This window comes from Sphingomonas sp. PP-F2F-G114-C0414 (assembly GCF_003688595.1).
Lineage (GTDB): Bacteria > Pseudomonadota > Alphaproteobacteria > Sphingomonadales > Sphingomonadaceae > Sphingomonas.
In genome coordinates, this window is the sequence record NZ_RCWT01000009.1 from 969751 (window position 1) to 989944 (window position 20194).

Sequence of the window (20194 nt, forward strand, 5' to 3'; positions counted from 1 at the left end):
CTCCTGATTTCGACAGTCCGATAGCGATGGCATAGCGCGTTCGATCGCGCTCGACCCTTGTCGCATGCGCCCTCATGCCGCCCCCGGCGTCAGTCCGCAACGTCGCCCGGCATGCGAAGCGCCCCCCCCGGATGATCGGTCAGGTCGAGGCGCGGATTATCAGCGCGTGCGCCACCGCGCGCCGTTCGTCCGGCTCCGCGTGACCCAGCAGCAGGTCCGCTGCCTGCCAGGCGAGGTCGCGCACCGGTTGGCGGACCGTCGTCAGCGGTGGCCAGACATAGCTCGCCAGGGCATCGTCGCCGAACCCGGCGATCGCGATGTCGGTGGGAATGCGCAGGCCACGGCGATGCGCGACCATCAACGCACCCGCCGCCATCTCGTCCGAGCCCGCGAAGATCGCGGTCGGCGGGGAGGGGCGTGCGAGCAACACTTCCGCGGCCTCCGCGCCGCTGGCGAAGTCGTAGCGCCCCTCGACGATCAGTTCGGTCTCGGGCGCGATGCCGGCCGCCAGCAGCGCGGCTTCGTAGCCGGCACGCCGTTGCGCACTCGTCGCATAGTCGCGAGGGCCAGCGATATGTGCGATCCGGCGGTGACCGCGCTCGAGCAGATGCGCGGTCAGTTCGTGCGCGGCGGTGACGTTGTCGATGAACGTCGCCGGCGCGAGGCCCGTCCGCGTTCCGGGCGACACGCGGACGAAGGGGATCGCGCGCGCGGCGAGCAGCGCCAGCACGTCGTCGTTATCCGACAGCGGCGGCGTCAGGATGATCCCGTCGGGGCCGCTGGTCGCGATCAGCGCGTCGAGATCGGCGAGCAGACGCGGCGAGCCCCGGTCGTAGGGCTGGGTGAGGACGCGGACGCCATCGACTTCGCACCGGTCGCGGATGCCCTGCTGCATCGCATAGACATAGGCAGGGCTGGGGTTGTCGCAAACCAGAGCGACCTGGAAGGACCGCCCGCCGGCGAGCGAGCGCGCAGCGAAACTGGGGCGGAAGTTCAGGTCCGCCACCGCGCGCTCGACCCTCTCGCGCGTTTCGGCGCCGACATAGCGCTCCTTGTTGAGGACGCGGCTGACGGTCTTGATCGAGGTTCCGCTGGCGGTGGCGACGTCGCGTATCGTGACCCGTTTCACCGTCGATGCTGTCCGTGCGTCATGGCATTGTTTCGCATCGGCGACTGCGTTGGGCAATCGGTTAGATTGTGCGGTCGTTGGGCGTGGGAGGCGAGATGCCGCTGGCCTTGCCCCGGGCGGTACGGACTCCCCTCCCTGGAAGGGAGGGGCTGGGGGTGGGTTGGTTCGCTTGTGACGCTCGCGTTCGATGATGCGGAAGCCGACCCACCCCGACCCCTCCCTTCCAGGGAGGGGGGAAGAGGCGTGGGCGCTACAATTACCGGGATCAGTGGTTGTCGCGGGGGAGGCCCATGGTCTGCGCAATGCGCTGGTACTTCTCGGCACCTTCGAGGATCGCGCCGGTCTGCAACTGGCCGACGGTGGCGCGCTGGATTTCCTGCCACGGGGTCTGCGAGCCGGGATAGGCATAGCCGCCGGCTGCGGTCAGCGTCCGCCGGCGTTCGGCGAGCTCGTCGGCCGAGATCAGCACGTCGGCGGTGCCCTTGCCGAGATCGATGCGGACGCGGTCGCCGGTGCGGATCAGCGCGAGCCCGCCCATCGCTGCAGCCTCGGGCGAGGCATTGAGGATCGACGGCGAGCCCGACGTCCCCGACTGGCGGCCATCACCGATGCAGGGAAGGGCATGGACGCCTTCGCGGATCAGATACGCGGGCGGCCGCATGTTGACCACCTCGGCGGCACCCGGATAGCCGATCGGGCCCGCGCCACGCATGAACAGCAGCGTGTCCGTGGTGATCCCGAGCGAGGGATCGTCGATCCGGTGGTGATAATCCTCCGGGCCGTCGAACACGACCGCGGGGCCTTCGAACGCCTCGGGATCGTCTGGATTGCTCAGATAGCGCGCGCGGAATTCGGGCGAGATCACGCTGGTCTTCATGATCGCGCTGTCGAACAGATTGCCGCGCAGCACGATGAAGCCGGCGTCCTGGAGGAGCGGCGTTGCGAACGGGCGGATGACGCGCTCGTCCTCGATCGTCGCATCGCGGCAATTGTCGCCCATCGTCTTGCCGTTGGCGGTCATCGCGTCTTCGTGGATCAGGCCCTGCTTCATCAGCTCGGCCACCACCGCGGGCACGCCGCCGGCATGATAATAATCCTCGCCGAGATATTCGCCGGCGGGCTGGAGGTTGACCATCAGCGGCACCTTGTGGCCGTGCGTCTGCCAGTCGTCGATCGGCAGGTCGACGCCGATATGGCGCGCGATCGCAGCAAGATGGATCGGAGCGTTGGTCGAGCCGCCGATCGCCGAATTGACGACGATCGCGTTGTGGAACGCCTCCTTGGTCAGGATATCGGAGGGCTTGAGATCCTCGGCGACCATGTCGACGATGCGCTTGCCGGTGCGATACGCGACTTCCTGGCGATCACGGTAGGGCGCGGGGATCGCGGCCGAGCCGGGCAACTGCATGCCGAGCGCCTCGGCGAGCGAGTTCATCGTGGTTGCGGTGCCCATCGTGTTGCAATAGCCGGTCGATGGCGCCGACGACGCGACGAGCTTGATGAAGCCCTCGTCATCAATCGCGCCGGTCGCGAGCAGTTCGCGGGCCTTCCAGACGATGGTGCCCGAGCCGGTCCGCTCGCCCTTGTGCCAGCCGTTAAGCATCGGCCCGACCGACAACGCGATCGCTGGAATGTTCACGGTCGCGGCGGCCATCAGGCAGGCCGGCGTCGTCTTGTCGCAACCGATCGTCAGCACGACGCCGTCGAGCGGATAGCCGTAGAGCACCTCGACCAGCGCCAGGTAGGCGAGGTTGCGGTCGAGCCCGGCGGTCGGGCGCTTGCCGGTTTCCTGGATCGGGTGAACCGGGAATTCGAGCGCGATGCCGCCGGCTTCACGGATGCCTTCGCGCAGCCGTTCAGCCAATACGAGATGGTGGCGGTTGCACGGCGACAGGTCGCTGCCGGTCTGCGCGATGCCGATGATCGGCTTGCCCGAACGCAGTTCCTCCAGGCTAAGCCCGAAGTTCAGATAGCGCTCGAGATAGAGCGCGGTCATGTCGATGTTCTCGGGGTTGTCGAACCACGCGCGGCTCCGGAGCTTCTGGAGAGGGTTGGGCATGTCGGTCATCGGGGGCTTTCTGGAGATCGGGTGTCAGCGGGCGACGGAAAGGCGGTAGATCATCGCGTGGTGATACGGCTTGCCCGGATCGACGCGCGCGGAGATGAAGTTCGGTTTGTTCGGGGCATCCGGGAATTTCTGCGGTTCGAGCGCGATCCCGTCACCCATCCGGTAGAGATGGCCGTGCTTGCCGACAAACGTCCCGTCAAGGAAATTGCCGGTGTAGAACTGCACGCCGGGCTCGGTCGTCAGCACCTCGAGAACGCGACCCGAAGCCGGATCCTCGAGCCGCGCGGCCAGTTCGGGCTTGGCGGTCAGGCCCTTGTCGAGCGCGAAATTGTGATCGTAGCCATGCCCGTAGCGGATCTGCTGGTCGCGGCCGTCGCGGATGCCATCACCGACGATGCGGCCGGCGCGGAAGTCGAACACCGTGCCGTCGACGGGTTGCAGGACGCCGGTCGGGATCAGCTTGTCGTCCACCGGGGTGATCGCCTTGGCGGGGATCGTCAGCCGGTGGCCGTAGGTGCCGATCCGCGAGCCTTCGCCGCCGAGATCGAAGATACCGTGATTGGTCATGTTGACGATCGTCGGCTTGTCGGTTTTCGCGTCATAGGCGATGCCGAGATTGCCGGCCTCGTCGAGCGTGTAGGTGACGGTGACGTCGAGGTTGCCGGGATAGCCGGAGTCGCCATCCGGGCTGCGATAGCCGAGCACGAGGGTCGCGGTCGGGCCGCTCTTCAACGAGAGCACTTTCCAAGCGACCTTGTCGAAACCCTTGCCGCCCCCGTGCAGCGAGTTGACCTTGTCGTTGAGCGGCAATTGATAGGCTTTGCCGTCGAGCGTGAAGCGGCCACCGGCGATGCGGTTGGCGAAACGGCCGACGGTCACGCCGAAGAAATTGGGATGGTCGACATAGGAGGCGAGGTCGTCATAGCCGAGCATGACGTCGGCGATCTTGCCGCTGCGGTCCGGGCCCATCAGCGATTGCAGCGTCGCGCCGTAGGATAGGACGCGCGCCGAGACGCCGTGCGCGTTGCTGAGCGTGATCGCCTCGATCGCGGTGCCGTCCCGCAGCGTGCCCGCGGGCGAACGCTTCGCCTCGGCAGCGTGCGCGGCTTGTGTCGGCATGACCGCCAGTAACGTCGCCACGATGATCCCCGTCGTCCCCAATACGCGCATTTCGGTTCCCATCCTTAATCGTCCGACGCCGTTGACGCGCCTTGTCGGGGTATATAGTCCGACAATATATTTCTGAGCAAGCCATGCGGTAAAAGACTGTCGATCGGTCGCCGACATGGCACGGAGGATGGACGACTATGGCGATGCCGATACAGCCTACACAGACGACACGACCCCTGAGTCAGGGGGCGCAGGGCGCGGGGCCGAGTTATCGCTCGGCGCTGACGTTGCTCGCCAGCCTGTTCTTCATGTGGGGCTTCATCACGGTCATCAACAACACGCTGCTGCCGCACCTGCGCAGCGTGTTCGACCTGAGCTATACGCAGACGACGCTGATCGAGAGCGTCTGGTTCATCGCCTATTTCTTCGCATCGATCCCGTCGGCCAAGCTGATCGAGCGGATCGGCTATCAGAAGTCGATGGTGTTCGGCCTCGCGCTGATGGCGGGCGGTGCGCTGTTGATGGTGCCGGCCGCGCGGATCCCGTCCTACGGCGTGACCCTCGTTGCGTTGTTCATCATCGCCAGCGGGATCACGCTGCTGCAGGTCGCCGCGAACCCGTATGTCGCGGTCGTCGGTCCGCCCGAGACCGCGTCGTCGCGGTTGAACCTGGTCCAGGCGTTCAACTCGGCGGGTGCGACGCTCGCGCCGCTGTTCGGCGGCTATCTGATCCTGGGGCGCTCGACTTCGGGCACCGCGGCCGCGGGCTCGACCGCGACGCTGACCGCCGCCGAGCGACTCGCGGATGCGCAGTCGGTGGTGTTGCCGTATCTGATCGTCGCGGGCGTTCTGGTCGTGCTCGCGATCGTGATTGCGCGATTCCCGTTGCCGGCGATGGGATCCTCGACGCAGCGCTCCGCCAAGGAGGCGCGCAAGGGCCTGTCGCTCTGGTCGCACCGCAACCTGGTGTTCGGCATCCCAGCGATCTTCATCTACCTGATCGCCGAGATCGGCGTCGCCAACCTCTTCATCAACTTTGTCAGCCAGCCGCAGATCGGCAACCTGAGCCACGAACAGGCGTCGCATTACCTATTCATCCTGTGGGGCGGGATGATGGTCGGTCGACTCGTCGGCAGCTATGTCATGCGCACCGTGCCCGCCGAACGCGTGCTCGCGATCGCCAGCATCGGCGCGTGCGTCGTCATGCTGATCGCCACCTTCACCACCGGCCATGTCGCGATGTGGGCGCTGATCTCGGTCGGGCTGTTCCACTCGATCATGTTCCCGACGATCTTCACGCTCGGCATCAAGGGCCTGGGGCCGCTGACCGAGGAGGGCTCGGGGCTGCTGATCATGGCAATCGCTGGAGGCGCGCTGGTGATCGTGCAGGGCTGGCTGGCCGACAATTACGGGTTGCAGTCGTCGTTCCTGCTGACCGCGGCGTGCGAACTCTATGTGCTGTTCTATGCGGTGTGGGGATCGAAGGTCACCGATCCGCTGCCCGATCAGACCGTCGCATAATCGGCCGCATGACTGCGCGGCAGGGGGCAACCCCTGCTCGCTGTCATGTCGGACTATTCTGCCGGGCGCACTTATACGATATATACGCCTCGATCGCTTTTCCGGCCGGTCGAGGCGTTGGTGTATCTGACGACATTGTGCCGTGAGTCGGTGCAATCCGTCACCGCCGGGTCCGTTAGGAGAGAATGATGACGTTACGTTTGCTGCAGCATGTCGGCGCCGACGGTACGCGCTCGGTGATCGCCGCGACCGCCGAGCGCGCGGTGTTCGTGAAGGACGTCGACAGCGTCCGCGCGCTGGCTACCAAGGCGATCGCCGACGGCAGCGACCTGGCCGCGGCAGTGGCATCGTGCGGTACCGGCGCTAGCGTCGACATCGTGGTCGAGCTGGCGGCCGGGCGGATCGTGTCGCCGATAGACCATGTGGATCCGGCGCATCTGATCATGACCGGCACCGGCCTGACGCATCTCGGCTCGGCCGAGGGGCGCGACAAGATGCACCGCGCGGCGGCGGACGCGTCCAAGCAGACCGATTCGATGCGGATGTTCCTCGAAGGCGTCGAGGGCGGCAAGCCCGCGCCCGGCCAGCGCGGCCAGCAGCCCGAATGGTTCTACAAGGGCGATGGCTCGGGACTGGTCGCGCCTGGGGCCGCGCTGACGATGCCCGATTTCGCCGAGGACGGCGGCGAGGAGCCCGAACTTGCCGGGATCTACCTGATCGGTCCGGATGGGACGCCGTTCCGGCTGGGGCTGTGCCTCGCCAACGAGTTCAGCGACCATGTGACCGAGCGGCACAATTATCTGTGGCTCGCGCATTCGAAGCTGCGGCAGGCGTCGCTGGGTCCCGAACTGCTGGTCGGCACGCCGCCCGAGCATATCGAGGGCGTGAGCCGCATTCACCGCGACGGCGCGTTGCTGTGGGAAAAGCCGTTCCTGTCGGGCGAGGCGAACATGTCGCACACGATCGCCAATCTCGAGGCGCATCATTTCAAATACGACCTGTTCCGCCGGCCCGGCGACGTCCACGTCCATTTTTTCGGCACCGCGACGCTGTCGTTCGCGGACGGCGTGACGACGCGCGAGGGCGACGTCTTCGAGATCGAGGCCGCGCCGTTCACGCTGCCGCTGCGCAACACGCTGACCAAGGCCGCCGCGCGCCCGCTGTCGGTCGTCACGCTCTAAGCTAGCTCCTACCGACCGACGCTATGATGCTCGGCTGTCCGCGCATCGTAGCGTCGGTTGCGCATGTGGCTTTGCATGGCCCGTAGATCCGTCTTGTCCGGCGGATCGACAGTCATCGGATAACGAGTGCGTCGGATGGCCGTCACGCCGCGCCCGCCGCGTCCTGCATGACGCGGTCGAAACGATCGCGCGACACGGGTGGGCTATGAGCCGTCACCGCTATTTCCGAATGCGGCGAGGCCGTAGAATGCGATCGCGTCGCGCCCGGCGCAGACATGCTGTCGCCCGATCGATAGCGACGGCTGGAAATTCGTATCACCGGTAATAACGGCACAGCACAACATGTATGTGCTTGTTATGGCTTGCGTTATCAGGTTTGGGCGAATATTGCGCCGACCAGTCAAAAACGAAGAACTACTTGGCATAAAAATTGGAGGCGACGGTCCGGCATGCTTCGCCGGTTCGTCCGGCAGGAGATAATCCGGCGCGTTTTATCGTGCGATCGGTGATGATTTCGGCTGTCGGCGGAACACGTCGTCTGCAGGCGCGAACCTTCCGTCAGGATCGGGCTTCGAACACATTTTGCGGCGATCGAAAAGACCCGGTTGCAGCTGGACACAGGACAGACGGGCCATCGTGCCAAGGACGAGAGAGGCTGGGCGTGCAGAACATTGACAAGGCGACTGTCGAGGGATTCGGCGAGGAGTGGGCGGCGTTCGATCAGACGGCCATGTCGAACGACGAATGGCAGCACCATTTCGATGGCTATTTCTCGCTGCTCGACTTTTCGCGACTGCCTGCGGAGGCCGAGGGATTCGATCTCGGGTGCGGCTCAGGCCGATGGGCGGCCGGAGTCGTGCCGAAAGTCGGTAAGCTGCACTGCATCGACCCCGCCGCCGCCGCGCTCGACGTCGCCTGAAAGACAGCACGAACGTCCAGTTCCATCTCGCGGATGCTAAAGCCATACCGCTCTCCGACGGCAGCCAGGATTTCGGGTACTCGCTGGGCGTGCTTCACCATATTCCCGATACGGCACAGGCCCTGAGGGACGCGGTTACCAAGCTGAAGCCCGGAGCGCCTTTCCTCACCTATTTATACTACGCGTTCGATCAGCGACCCGCATGGTTCCGCGCGACCTGGAAAGCGTCGGATACGGTCCGGCGCGGCATATCGAAGCTTCCGATCGGTCCGCGCAAAGCCATCACCTCGATGATCGCCGCCACGGTGTATTGGCCTGCCGCAAAAGTCGCGACCGTCGTCGACCGGCTGGGTGGGAACGTCGATGCGATTCCGCTGAGTTCCTATCGAAAATACAGCTTCTATACCATGCGGACCGACGCGCTCGATCGCTTTGGAACGCGATTGGAGCAGCGATTCACCAAAGCTCAGATTCAGGCGATGATGGAGGCTGCCGGCCTGGAGGATGTACGGTTCCGTGACGGGGTGCCGTACTGGGTGGCGATCGGTACCAAGAAGCGCATGTAACTCGCGCCGTTAGGACAATCGACGATCATCCTTGCCGGTCCCCGGGATGTTATTACGCATGCTCGTAATGGGTGCAGTAGGGCGGCGGCAAAGCGCTCCTGGCATCCGGTCAGAGGATCGCGACGCGGCGAGAGACGTCGAACTGCACGTCCTGGCTTGAGGTGCACGGCATCCGCAGGAAAATTGGTAAGCCCGCCGACTACATCATCGATCCAATTGGCCCGAGCGGGAAGCGCTGACGAAACTGCGCGGATCAGGACGTGCGGGAACTCGTCTGCCCGCCCCGGTCAGCCGCTTTGGTGAACGCAAATTTTTCGCCGCCGGTTCGGGTAAGCATCGCCACATGACCGTGGCCTGACCATTACCGTACCCCTTACGTGGGGGTATTGCCGCCGCTGTTGATGAGCATACCCCCAAAGGTTACCCCATCTATGGCAAGCTTACTGGTTCCAGCATGGGACAAAGACAGTAGCCGCAAAGAGGCGAAATGAACGCCCATATGACAACCTGTGCAGCGTGGGATTGGGAGTTGGTGGGCCCGGCAGGAATCGAACCCGCAACCTAGCCGTTATGAGCGGCCAGCTCTAACCGTTGAGCTACAGGCCCCACCGGTGCTTGCGTTAGCGCAAGCGTCCAGCCCGCAAAAGAGCGCAAAGCAACGGACACAAAGAAAAAGGGCGCTCCCGAAGGAACGCCCTTTCCGACACTAAAACTCTATCGAGCGCGAGCGCCCGACGGGTCTTAGTTCATGTTGTCGGTCTTTGCGTCGGCAGCGTCACGGACGTTGTCGGCAGCAGCGTTCATGTTGTCGGCTGCGTTCTCGAGAACGTCGGTTGCGACGCCGTTCGAGGTGTTGTCCGCCATGGCGTCCATGTTGTCAGCCTGCATTTCCATGTTGTCAGCCAGCATGTCCGCGTTGTTCTCAACGGCGGCGGCTTCTGGCGACTTGCTGCAGGCTGCGACGGACATCAGGCCGGCGGCAGCAGCGATCAGAACGATCTTCTTCATTCGAATGCTCCCAAGCATAGTTTCACTCGCGGCCGACCCGATTGCCGTCGCGAAGTCACGTCAAATAGCGGACCCCGGCGGGGGGTCAATCCGCTAAATTCATCTCTCCGCAAGGTTTGCGGCAGAACGATGACGTTTCGGTTGCAGCGACTGGTCACTTTCCGGGCACGATCGGGCCGATTTCCTCGGGCGCATTGGCCACCGTTGCGATCATCGCGGTCCACGCCGCGACGTTCTGGCGAAGCTGCTCAGGGTCGATCCGCTCCAGCGTATCCTCAGGCGTGTGGTGGAAGTCGAAGTAGCGCTGACCCGACTGGTTGAGATCGATCCCGGCCACCCCGGTGGCGATCGTCGGGCCGACATCGGTGCCACCATGCGGCGCATCGTCACCGCGGATGATCCCGAGCGGCGCGAGTGCGACGGCCAGGCGATCCTCGATGGGCTTGGCGGCGGGCGGCAGGCTGCTTTCGAACCGCCAGACGCGATCGGCGCCGAAATCCGATTCGGCGGCGGTCGCGTGAGGTTCGCCGGCATGCGCCTTGGCGTAGGCGAGCCCGCCGAAGCCGCCGCCCTCCTCGTCGCCGAACCAGACGACGCGGATCGTGCGACGTGGGCGCTGGCCGCCGTCCATCACGATCTTGGCGGCCGCCGCGGTGATCGCGATCCCCGCGCCGTCGTCGATCGCGCCGGTGCCGAGATCCCAGCTGTCGAGATGGCCACCGACCAACACGATCCCGGCCTTGGGATCGGTGCCGGGAACTTCGGCGACGATGTTGCCGGATTCGCGCATGCCGACCTGATGATCGTCGAGGATCAGCCGCATCGTCACCGGCTTGCCGAGCCTGATCATCCGTTCGAGGTTCGCCGCGTCGGACACCGACAGCGCCGCCGCCGGGATCGGCGTGACGCCGGGTTCGAAGTTGGTCGTGCCGGCATGCGGCCCGCGGCCCTGGTCGGTGCCGATCGAACGGATGACGATCGCGGCCGCGCCCTTCTTGGCCGCGACGTTGGGGCCGACGAACCGCGCGGTGCCCTGGCTGCCATAGCTCGACCCGTCCTGCGTCGGCTGCATCGAATTCGAGACGAAGGCGATCCGGCCCTTCAGGCTACCCTCTGGCGCCAGCGCAAGGTCGTTGTAGCTCGCGAAATACGTCACCGGCAGCGTCAGCCCGGCGGGCGGCGTCGCACCCGAATTGCCGAGCCCGACCAGCCGAAGCTTCTGAGGGTAGGGCGAGACGATCTCGGCGCTCTCTGCGCCGCGCTGCCAGACCGGCAGCTGGTAGGTTTCGATCCGCACGTTCTTGAACCCGAGCGCCTTCAGCTTGGCGACCGACCAGACGCGCGCGCGCGCTTCCGCCTCGGTGCCGGTCATGCGCGGGCCGACCTCGGTCGTGATCCCCTCGACGATCTTGTACGCCGTATCGTCGGTCAGCGCCTTGTCGCGCAGCGCGGCGACCTTCGCGTCGACCGCGGTTGCCGGGGCGGCGGTGCGCTGCGCCACGACAGGAACGGCGGTGATGACGGCACAGGCCGCTAGAAATGGTGCGATACGCGTCATCGGCTATTCCCCTTGGTGTCGACCCACCGTTAGGTCCGAGCGCGCGCGTTGCCAACCTTCGCGCCTGCCCTTACATGCGCAGATCAATCCCGCCCTCACGAACACCCGAACGGAGACCCCCGTGGCCGGCCAATACGCCTATGTCATGAAGGACATGACGAAGACCTTCCCCGGCGCGCCCAAGCCGGTGCTGTCGAACATCAACCTGCAATTCTATCATGGCGCCAAGATCGGCATCGTCGGCCCCAACGGTGCGGGCAAGTCGACGCTGATCAAGATCATGGCCGGCATCGACAAGGATTATACCGGCGAGGCATGGCCGGGCGAGAACGTCACGGTCGGCTATCTGGAGCAGGAGCCGCAGCTCGACGCCTCGAAGACCGTGCTGGAGAACGTCAAGGACGGCGCGCGCGGCGTTGCCGACATGGTCGACCGTTTCAACGCGATTTCGGCCGAGATGGGCGATCCCCAGGACGACACCGACTTCGACGCGCTGCTCGAAGAGATGGGCACGCTCCAGGAAAAGATCGACGCGGTCGACGGGTGGACGCTCGACAACCAGCTCGAGGTCGCGATGGAAGCGCTGCGCTGCCCGCCGGGCGACTGGCCGGTCGACAAGCTGTCGGGTGGTGAGAAGCGCCGAGTCGCACTGACCCGCCTGCTGATCCAGAAGCCGGGGATCCTGCTGCTCGACGAGCCCACCAACCATCTCGACGCCGAAAGCGTCCAGTGGCTGGAGAACCACCTGAAGGATTATGCGGGCGCGGTGCTGATGATCACCCATGACCGCTATTTCCTCGACAACGTCGTCGGCTGGGTGCTCGAACTCGATCGTGGCAAGTATTTCCCGTACGAGGGCAATTACTCCACCTATCTCGAGAAGAAGGCCAAGCGCCTCGAGCAGGAGGATCGCGAGGAATCCGGTCGTCAGACCGCGATCAAGAACGAGCTCGAATGGATCCGCCAGGGTGCCAAGGCACGCCAGACCAAGTCCAAGGCGCGTATCGCCAACTTCGAACGACTCGTCGCCCAGCAGGAGAATCGCAGCCCCGGCAAGGCGCAGATCGTCATCCAGGTGCCCGAGCGTCTCGGCGGCAAGGTGATCGAGCTGGAGAACGTTTCGAAAGCTTACGGCGACAAGCTGCTGTTCGAGAACCTCTCGTTCACGCTGCCCGCGGGCGGCATCGTCGGCGTCATCGGTCCCAACGGCGCCGGCAAGTCGACTTTGTTCAAGCTGATCACCGGGCAGGAGACACCAGACAGCGGCACGATCGACAAGGGATCGACCGTGCGGTTGGGCTATGTCGACCAGAGCCGCGATCATCTCGACGACAAGAAGAACGTCTGGGAGGAGATTTCCGACGGTCTCGATTCGATGAAGGTCAACGGGTTCGACCAGTCGACGCGCGCCTATGTCGGCGCGTTCAACTTCAAGGGCCAGGACCAGCAGAAGAACGTCGGCAAGCTTTCGGGTGGCGAGCGCAACCGCGTCAACATCGCCAAGATGTTGAAGCGCGGCGGCAACGTGCTGCTACTCGACGAACCGACCAACGATCTCGATGTCGAGACCCTGGGCGCGCTCGAGGAAGCGATCGAGAACTTCGCCGGGTGCGCGGTGGTGATCAGCCACGACCGCTTCTTCCTGGATCGTCTCGCCACGCACATCCTGGCGTTCGAGGGCAACAGCCATGTCGAATGGTTCGAAGGCAATTTCGAATCCTACGAAGAGGACAAGCGCCGCCGTCTGGGCGATGCGGCGGATCGTCCGACCGCGCTGTCCTACAAGAAGCTGACGCGCTGATCATGGCGTGCTGAGAGGCCTCGACGAGGAACTGGCGGCTCACAAATACTCGCATGTCGAGCGTGAGCGGCGGTTTCTCGTCGATCCTCTGAAGCGGCCATCGCTGGCTGGTTGCCGGTCGATCCTGATCGAGGATCTCTACATTACGGATACGCGGTGCCGGCTGCGGCGGATGACCGACAGCGTCGGCGGGCGCGTGGTGCTCAAGCTGTCGAAGAAATACGACGTCCCCGATCCGCTCGCGCGGCCGCTAGTGACGACGTATCTGACGTCGGAGGAAGACGCGCTGTTCGCGGCGCTGCCGGGCCACTGGCTCCGCAAGCGGCGGCATGCCGTGCCGAGCGCGTCGGGCGAATTCGGAATCCATCTGTTCGAAGGGGCACTTGCCGGGCTCGAGCTAGCCGAAATCGAGCAGCCCGACGCCGCGTCGCTAGCGGCCGTGCAGCCACCCGAATGGGCTCGGTCCGAGGTTACGTGTGATCCGGACTTTGAGGGCGGCACGTTGGCGTTGCTCGCTCGATCAAGCGCACAGATATTCGTCCACCAAGCGATGAGCTGATTAAAGCGTCGCAGTGTCGACTGTCAGGTCCGGGATGGTCGTCGACTCTATGCCCGCATCGAACGTCGCGTCGCGCGATTGGGTGAACCGATCGCCGACCGGTGCCCACATCTGATGGATCACGCGGGCGCGGACGTTGACGACCCAATATTCGGCGATGCCTTCGCGCGCATAGATCTTGCGCTTGCGTCCGAGATCGTTGCGCAGCGTCGTATCGGCAACCTCGATCACTAGCGCTAGCGATGCGAGCGGGATCAGGCCTTCGCCCTCCGGCTCTGCGGTCACGGCGATATCCGGTTCCGGCACGTTGTACGGCGGCATCGAAACCGACCCCTCGACCAGCGCCTCCAGATTGCCTGGCAACGTATCAAGCGCATCCGCAATCAGACGGAAAAGCCGTGACTTGATCCGCGCGTGCGGCCGGTGCTGCGAATTTATATAGACGATTTCCCCGTCCAGCAGCTCGGTCTTGGCATACGCCTCGAACGCGCCGGCGGCGTCGAGCATCAGATAGTCCTCGACCCGAAGCTTTACGGGGAGCGGCACGGTGGTAAGAGGCACCATCTCGGTCATCGCGCAAGCCTAGCATGATCGGCAAGCGTCCCCAAGACGCGTGAAACAGAGCGGAGTATGTATTGCCTATCGTCGAACCTTCTCCCGGCGGGGATAGTCCTCCGGGTGCGGGCGAGCTTGAGTATCGCCTGCGTCAGCAATCGATCCTGGCCGATTTCGGGATCGAGGCTTTGCGCGCGCGGGATCTGCAGCCGATGTTGCAGCGTGCGACCGAATTGTGCGGCGAGGGGATGCGCTCGAAATACTGCAAGTTCCTCGAATATCGCCCCGAGCAGGATACGCTGCTGGTGCGCGCCGGCATCGGCTGGGAGCCGGGCGTGGTCGGGTCGACCGAGATGCGGACCGATCTCGGGTCGCCTGCCGGGTTCGCGCTGGAGACGGGCCTGCCGGTCATTTCGAACCACCTTGAGAACGAGCAGCGGTTCCGGACCCCCGAGTTCATGGCACGGCACAATATCCGGCGCGCGATCAACGTGCTGGTCGAGACGTCGGGCAAGCGCTTCGGCGTGCTCGAGGTCGACAGCCCCGACGAGGGCCAGTTCGAGCCGGCCGACTTTGCATTCATGCAGGGCTTCGCCAATCTCATCGGCGTGGCGATCGAGCGGCAGCAGGCGGAGCAGCGGCTGAGCGAGGCGATGGAGCATCAGGAATTGCTCACGCGGGAGGCTAGCCACCGCGTGAAGAACAGCCTTGCGCTCGTGTCGGCGATGCTCAACCTCCAGATGCAGGAGGACGACGATCCGCGGATCCGGCGGCTGCTGGGCGATGCGCAGGCGCGGATCACCGCGATCGCGCAGACGCACGACCAGTTGTGGCGTGGCGATCAGGTCGGCATCGTCGCGCTCAACGACCTGGTTTGCGGGATCGCGACCGGGCTGGGAGAGCAGTCGCCCAACCACCGGATCGAGTGCGATATCGAGGCGATCCTGATCAGCGCGGACGTGGCGATTCCGATGGGGTTGCTGGTCACCGAACTGGTCACCAACGCGATCAAATATGCGTATGGCGACGACGGCGGCGTGATCCTGGTCACGGTGCGGAGCGCCGAGGGGCGGATCGTGCTGACAGTGTCGGACGAGGGCGATGGGTTGCCGGCGGACTTCGACCTGAAGACGGCGTCGCGCAAGAGTCTCGGGATGCGGATGATCGGCAGTCTCGCGCGGCAGTTGCGTGGGGCGGTGACGATCGAGAACGCGTCGGTCGGGACATGCGCGACGCTGGACGTGCCTGACCCTCGGGTCGAGGAAGCCTCGGCGTCCTGACGACATCCCGTCATCCTTACGAATGTCAGGACCCAGAGCCCAAAGAGCGCCACTCGTGACTCTGGATCCCGACTTTCGTCAGGATGACGGGTTTGGTTCTCCTGCGTTCGCAGGAGAATGGGAGTTTCAGGCCGCTACGGCGTCCGCTTTGGTCGCCATCCACGCCTCTGCCTTGGCCAGCGCGGGGGCGTCGTCGACGTCGATCCAGTCGATGTCGCTGCAATCGACGATCCGGGCGAGGCCCTGCGCGGCCAGCAGACGGACGCCTTCGGTGAGCGAGGGGCTCGCCAACGTGGCCAGCGCATCCGACAGTGCAGGGCAGATCGCGAAGACGCCGGTGTCGTAGCAGTCGTGCGGTTCGAGACCCTTGCCGATCGCGACGATGCGGTCGCCTTCGGTCGCGACGCAGGTAACGTCCTCCGGGTCGACCCAATCGTGGCCGAGGCGCCGGTCGATGCCGAGGCGCAGACCACCGCCAGCGCCGGCCCTCGCCATGCGCGCGTAAAGTTCGGGGCTGACGAGGTGGTCGCACATCGCGAGAATTGCTTCACTACCGCCGAGCGCATCGCGCGCCGCCAGTACCGAAACGCCGTTAGGTTCGCGGTGGTCCGCAAGAACCGTTTCGACTTTCAACGGCCAGCGCCGGCTCGCAAGATACGCTTCGATCGCCTCGCGCCCATAGCTCACCGTCACGATCGCCCGCGTGAGGCCAGCCTCGGCCAGCCCTTCAAGCGCGTGATCGATCAATGGCCGCCCCGCAACCGCGCAGAGCGGCTTGTACGGGGCGGAGGTGCGAAGGCGGCTACCTTCCCCGGCGGCGAGGATGATCGCCGTTTGTATCCGGGGCGTCTCGATCATGTCAGGCGGCCTTGATGAACCGCTCGACTTCGATCTGCGCGAGATCGTCGGTCATCTGCGTGCGCGGGTGCTTGCAGAAATACGCCGATGCAGGGTCGATCACGCCGGCGATGCCGCGATCCTTGGCGATCTTGGCGCAGCGGATCATGTCGATCGCGACACCCGCCGAGTTGGGGCTGTCCTCGACCGAGAGACGCAGCTCGATGTTCATCGGCACGCCGCCGAACAGCTGGCCTTCCATGCGCAGGAAGCAGACCTTGTTGTCGTTCTGCCAGGGCACATAGTCCGACGGACCGATATGGACGTTATCGTCGTCCATCCGCTCGGCCGCGACCGACTGGACGGCTTCGGTCTTCGAGATCTTCTTCGACTCGAGCCGGCGATGGTTCGACATGTTGAGGAAGTCGGTGTTGCCGCCGGTATTGAGCTGATACGTACGATCCAGCTTCACGCCGCGCTTGGCGAACAGGTCGGTCAGCACGCGGTGGACGATCGTCGCGCCGAGCTGCGCCTTGATGTCGTCGCCGATGATCGCGACGCCGGCGTCCTCGAACTTCTTCGCCCAGACCGGGTTCGAGGCGATGAACACGGGGATGTTGTTGACGAACGCAACGCCCGCCTCGATCGCGCATTCGGCGTAGAACTCGGTGGCTTCCTGCGAACCGACCGGCAAATAGTTCATCAGCACGTCTGCGCCCGACGCCTTCAGCTCGGCGATGACCTCTTCACGCGTCGGCTCGGCGGCGTCGGAGACGAGGAACGTGCGGTCGTCCTTGAAGTCGGCCATGTGGTCGGCGACGCCGTCCAGCTTCTTGCCCATCTTCACGATCGTGCCGGTGTTGCCGACATTGGGTGCGAACACCGCGGTGCAGTTCGGCTTGGCGAAGATCGCCTCGGCGACGTCTTTTCCGACTTTCCGGCGATCGACGTCCCAAGCCGCGACAACCTTGATGTCGCTCGGCTTGTAGCCACCCATGTCGAAATGCATCAGGCCAACCTGGTCGTTTGCCCCCTCGCGATAATGCTCGAGGCCCTGGACGAGCGAACTCGCGCAGTTGCCGATGCCGACCACGGCGATCCGAATGCTATTCATTACTGACCCTGTTCCTTACGAAAGATGCATGCGCGACGCGGTCTTTGGTCGCGTTGCGGAAGTACGACGAACGAAGGCGCGTTCGACACGACGGTGCCAGACGAGCCCGACGATGGCGACGAGCGTCAGAGGGACGATCTCGAACCACCAGAAGATGCGCGGGTTGCCCGCGAAGCAGGCGACGAAGATCGCCCATACCCGGACATTCGCGGTAAGCAAGGCCATGAAGCGCAACGGGGCGACGGCACGGGCACCGTATAGCGTGCCAAGCGCGACCGGATCGCTCGACTGGCCGAGCGTGCGTTCGAACGGCATGGCGATCCGATCGATGCTGCCGGCGACCCCGTCATAGAAGCGGACGAGCGCGTTGCCGGTCGGCACGGGGGGGGCTTCGAGCGCCACGCCCTTGATGCGACGATGGAAGCGCGACCGCTCGCCTTCGTACATGTTCGACTGCACCGCATGCGCGCCACCCGCGGCAAACGCCAGGATCCAGCCCTCGGGGGTATTAATCGTCAGCGCCAGCGCGGTGTAGATCAGCGCGAAGACGCCGTGATCGCACAGCCCGTCGAGCATCCGCCCGAGCGGGCTCGCGGTCTTGGTCGCGCGCGCGACCATGCCGTCGAGTCCATCGGCGATCAGCCAGCCGATCGACAGCACCAAACCGACCAGCGCAAGCGCCCAGCTATGCCATTGCGCATAGGCAAAAGCCGCGGCGCCGCCGAGACAAAGCCCCGCCACCGACACCGCATTCGCCGAAATACCACGCGCAAGCGCGACCGGCAGCAGCGCACGGCCCGCCGGATGAATCAGCCAAAGGTTAGATGGGATCTCGATCCGGCGATCGCGCGATCCATCCGGTGGAGCCACTGTCATAGGATTTTCATAATGCGCCGCGCGGGCGATTTATGCAAGGTAGTGCAACGAACCTTACGGAACGCTTGACCGCAATTCTTCGATCCAAGTGGCTGCGATCCCGTCCGACGGGGCGCGCCAATCGCCGCGCGGCGACAATGCGCCGCCCGCCGAGACCTTCGGCCCGTTGGGCATCGCCGATCGTTTGAACTGGCTGGTCGTGAAGAACCGGATCAGGAATTTCTCCAGCCAATGCCGGATCGTCGGCAGGTCGTAGGCGACGCGCGCATCCGCCGGCAGGTCTTCAGGCCAGGCGCCGACGCCCGCATCGCGCCACGCGTGCCAGGCAAGAAACGCGATCTTCGAGGGCGCTAGGCCGTAGCGGATCACGTAATGCGCGAAGAAATCGTTCAGCGCATAGGGCCCGATCATCGACTCGGTGCTCTGCAATGCGCCGTCTGCGCCAGCAGGGACGAGCTCGGGCGAGATCTCCTGTGCGAGGATCGTCGACAGGATCGCGTCGGTCGCCGCGTCATACTGGTCGGTGCGGATACACCAGCGGATCAGGAACTGGATAAGCGTCTTGGGCACGCCGCTGTTCACGGCATAATGGCTCATCTGATCGCCGACGCCGTAGGTGCACCAGCCGAGCGCCATCTCGCTGAGATCGCCGGTGCCGAGCACGATCCCGCGGCGCTGGTTGGCGAGGCGGAAGAGATAGTCTGTCCGCAGGCCAGCCTGCACGTTCTCGAAGGTGATGTCGTAGACGGGCTCGCCTTCGCTGAACGGGTGGCCGATGTCCTGCAACATTCGCGTGGCGACGGGGCGGATGTCGATCTCTTCCGCGGTGATGCCGAGCGCGCGCATCAGCGCCCACGCGTTTGCCTTGGTGCCTTCGCCGGTCGCGAAGCCGGGCATGGTGAATCCAAGAATATTAGTCCGCGGGCGTCCAAGCCGATCCATCGCCTTGGCCGCAACGATCAGCGCGTGCGTCGAGTCGAGGCCGCCCGATACGCCGATCACGATCGTCTCGGCATGCGCGGAGACGAGGCGCTTCGACAGCGCCTCCACCTGGATGTTGAACGCCTCGTAGCAATCGTCGTCTCGACGTGCCGGATCGTTCGGGACGAACGGGAACCGGCGGATCGCGCGTTCGAGGCCGCTGTCGGCGAGCACCGGCGCGTGATCGAACGCGATCCGTCGGAAGCGTGTCTCGGGATTGCCGGCGAACATTGCCGCATCGTTGAACGTGCCGGTCCGCAGCCGTTCCTGCGTGATCCGTTCGCAGTCGACGTCAGCGACGACCAGTTCGGGCTCAGTGGAGAACCGCGCCGACTCCGCGATCTGTTCGCCGAGTTCGTGGACCAAACCTTGGCCATCCCAGGCGACTTCGGTCGTGCTCTCGCCCGGTCCCGCCGCGGAATAGACGTAAGCGCAGACCGCGCGCGCCGATTGTGCCGCGGCCAGCATCGCTCGGTCGCGCGCCTTGCCGATGACGATGTTCGACGCGGACAGGTTGCAGCAGATCAGCGCGCCGGACAGCGCGCCCGCGGTCGAGGGCGGGGTGGGGGCCCAGTAATCCTCGCAGATCTCGGCATGGAAGACGAAACCGGGCAGGTCGCGCGCGGCGAAGATCAGGTCGGTCCCGAACGGCACTTCCTCGCCGTTTAGGTCGATCGTCAGTCCGGTCATCCCGGCGCCACTCGCGAACCACCGCTTTTCGTAGAACTCGCGGTAGTTGGGCAGGAACGTCTTCGGCACCGCGCCGAGCACACGGCCTCGCGCGATCGCCAGAGCGCAATTGTACAACCGCCCGTTGCGAACCAGCGCCGCGCCGACGAGCAGCACCGGCCGCATCTCGGTGCTGGCCGCCACCACGGTCGCGATCGCCGCCAGCGTCGCGCGCTGCTGCGCGGTCTGCAGATGCAGGTCGTCGATCGCATAGGAGGTGAGGTTCAGTTCGGGGAACACCACGAGGTCGACGCCCCGCGCGCCGGCCTCCTTCGCCAACGCGATCGTCGCGTCTGCGTTGGCGGCAGTATCCCCCACCGACGCGCGCGGCGTGGCGGCGGCAACCCGTATCAGGCCGTGGCGATGGATCGCGAAGAACGGATGCGTCATACCCGTACCGATA

Annotated in this window: 17 protein-coding genes and 1 tRNA gene; 7 read left to right on the forward strand and 11 right to left on the reverse strand. The window is 64.9% G+C overall.

Going from position 1 to position 20194, the window contains the following annotated elements; all coding sequences use genetic code 11:
* Positions 1-139: 139 nt before the first annotated feature.
* The 3 genes from C8J47_RS05095 to C8J47_RS05105 all read right to left on the reverse strand — a co-directional run bounded on the left by C8J47_RS05095 (position 140) and on the right by C8J47_RS05105 (position 4316).
* Complete coding sequence (locus C8J47_RS05095; RefSeq protein ID WP_121884655.1) at positions 140-1129, reverse strand: LacI family DNA-binding transcriptional regulator; 990 nt, start codon at positions 1127-1129, stop codon at positions 140-142.
* A 265-nt stretch (positions 1130-1394) separates the two neighbouring features.
* Positions 1395-3197: an IlvD/Edd family dehydratase gene (locus C8J47_RS05100; RefSeq protein WP_121884656.1), complete on the reverse strand. Its 1803-nt coding sequence runs from the start codon at positions 3195-3197 to the stop codon at positions 1395-1397.
* Between the two features lie 24 nt (positions 3198-3221).
* Positions 3222-4316: an aldose epimerase family protein gene (locus C8J47_RS05105; protein ID WP_404969249.1), complete on the reverse strand. Its 1095-nt coding sequence runs from the start codon at positions 4314-4316 to the stop codon at positions 3222-3224.
* 188 nt (positions 4317-4504) lie between these two features.
* On the opposite strand from C8J47_RS05105, the gene C8J47_RS05110 reads away from it, so the two are divergent.
* The 4 genes from C8J47_RS05110 (at position 4505) to C8J47_RS05120 (ending at position 8493) form a co-directional block, all read left to right on the forward strand.
* On the forward strand, positions 4505-5827 hold the full coding sequence (locus tag C8J47_RS05110) for a sugar MFS transporter (protein WP_183129016.1): 1323 nt from the start codon (positions 4505-4507) through the stop codon (positions 5825-5827).
* Between the two features lie 188 nt (positions 5828-6015).
* Positions 6016-7008 (forward strand): AraD1 family protein, encoded by a 993-nt coding sequence (gene araD1, locus C8J47_RS05115; RefSeq protein ID WP_121884764.1) that lies wholly within the window; start codon positions 6016-6018, stop codon positions 7006-7008.
* A 661-nt stretch (positions 7009-7669) separates the two neighbouring features.
* On the forward strand, positions 7670-7927 hold the full coding sequence (locus C8J47_RS19320; protein WP_220683332.1) for a class I SAM-dependent methyltransferase: 258 nt from the start codon (positions 7670-7672) through the stop codon (positions 7925-7927).
* Positions 7924-8493, forward strand: a complete 570-nt coding sequence (locus C8J47_RS05120; protein ID WP_259467367.1) for a class I SAM-dependent methyltransferase — start codon at positions 7924-7926, stop codon at positions 8491-8493. Before C8J47_RS19320 ends, C8J47_RS05120 begins: the two co-directional genes overlap by 4 nt.
* A 530-nt stretch (positions 8494-9023) precedes the next feature.
* Here the strand turns inward: C8J47_RS05120 and C8J47_RS05125 are convergent.
* From C8J47_RS05125 to C8J47_RS05135, 3 genes are all read right to left on the reverse strand, one after another.
* A tRNA-Ile gene (locus C8J47_RS05125) sits at positions 9024-9099 on the reverse strand.
* Between the two features lie 135 nt (positions 9100-9234).
* Positions 9235-9501, reverse strand: a complete 267-nt coding sequence (locus C8J47_RS05130; protein WP_056050797.1) for a hypothetical protein — start codon at positions 9499-9501, stop codon at positions 9235-9237.
* A 154-nt stretch (positions 9502-9655) separates the two neighbouring features.
* Complete coding sequence (locus C8J47_RS05135) at positions 9656-11059, reverse strand: M20/M25/M40 family metallo-hydrolase (RefSeq protein ID WP_121884657.1); 1404 nt, start codon at positions 11057-11059, stop codon at positions 9656-9658.
* Positions 11060-11180: 121 nt separating this feature from the next.
* On the opposite strand from C8J47_RS05135, the gene ettA reads away from it, so the two are divergent.
* Together ettA and C8J47_RS05145 are read left to right on the forward strand one after the other, a co-directional pair.
* Positions 11181-12860, forward strand: coding sequence for an energy-dependent translational throttle protein EttA (ettA, locus tag C8J47_RS05140; RefSeq protein ID WP_121884658.1), 1680 nt, complete (start codon positions 11181-11183; stop codon positions 12858-12860).
* A 7-nt stretch (positions 12861-12867) separates the two neighbouring features.
* Positions 12868-13419: a hypothetical protein gene (locus C8J47_RS05145; protein ID WP_121884659.1), complete on the forward strand. Its 552-nt coding sequence runs from the start codon at positions 12868-12870 to the stop codon at positions 13417-13419.
* On the opposite strand, the gene C8J47_RS05150 is transcribed toward C8J47_RS05145, so the two are convergent.
* On the reverse strand, positions 13420-13992 hold the full coding sequence (locus C8J47_RS05150; protein WP_121884660.1) for a Uma2 family endonuclease: 573 nt from the start codon (positions 13990-13992) through the stop codon (positions 13420-13422).
* A gap of 62 nt (positions 13993-14054) precedes the next feature.
* On the opposite strand from C8J47_RS05150, the gene C8J47_RS05155 reads away from it, so the two are divergent.
* The gene (locus tag C8J47_RS05155; protein WP_259467359.1) at positions 14055-15254 is read left to right on the forward strand and encodes a sensor histidine kinase; all 1200 of its coding nucleotides are present in this window, start codon (positions 14055-14057) and stop codon (positions 15252-15254) included.
* 126 nt (positions 15255-15380) lie between these two features.
* Here C8J47_RS05155 and C8J47_RS05160 read toward each other — a convergent pair whose 3' ends face one another.
* The 4 genes from C8J47_RS05160 to C8J47_RS05175 are packed head-to-tail and all read right to left on the reverse strand — an operon-like array spanning position 15381 to position 20181.
* Complete coding sequence (locus C8J47_RS05160; protein WP_121884661.1) at positions 15381-16112, reverse strand: NTP transferase domain-containing protein; 732 nt, start codon at positions 16110-16112, stop codon at positions 15381-15383.
* 1 nt (position 16113) lies between these two features.
* Positions 16114-17205: an inositol-3-phosphate synthase gene (locus tag C8J47_RS05165; protein WP_056050788.1), complete on the reverse strand. Its 1092-nt coding sequence runs from the start codon at positions 17203-17205 to the stop codon at positions 16114-16116.
* A 15-nt stretch (positions 17206-17220) separates the two neighbouring features.
* Complete coding sequence (locus C8J47_RS05170) at positions 17221-18081, reverse strand: CDP-alcohol phosphatidyltransferase family protein (protein ID WP_121884662.1); 861 nt, start codon at positions 18079-18081, stop codon at positions 17221-17223.
* Positions 18082-18135: 54 nt separating this feature from the next.
* Complete coding sequence (locus C8J47_RS05175) at positions 18136-20181, reverse strand: NAD(+) synthase (RefSeq protein ID WP_121884766.1); 2046 nt, start codon at positions 20179-20181, stop codon at positions 18136-18138.
* Positions 20182-20194 lie beyond the last annotated feature (13 nt).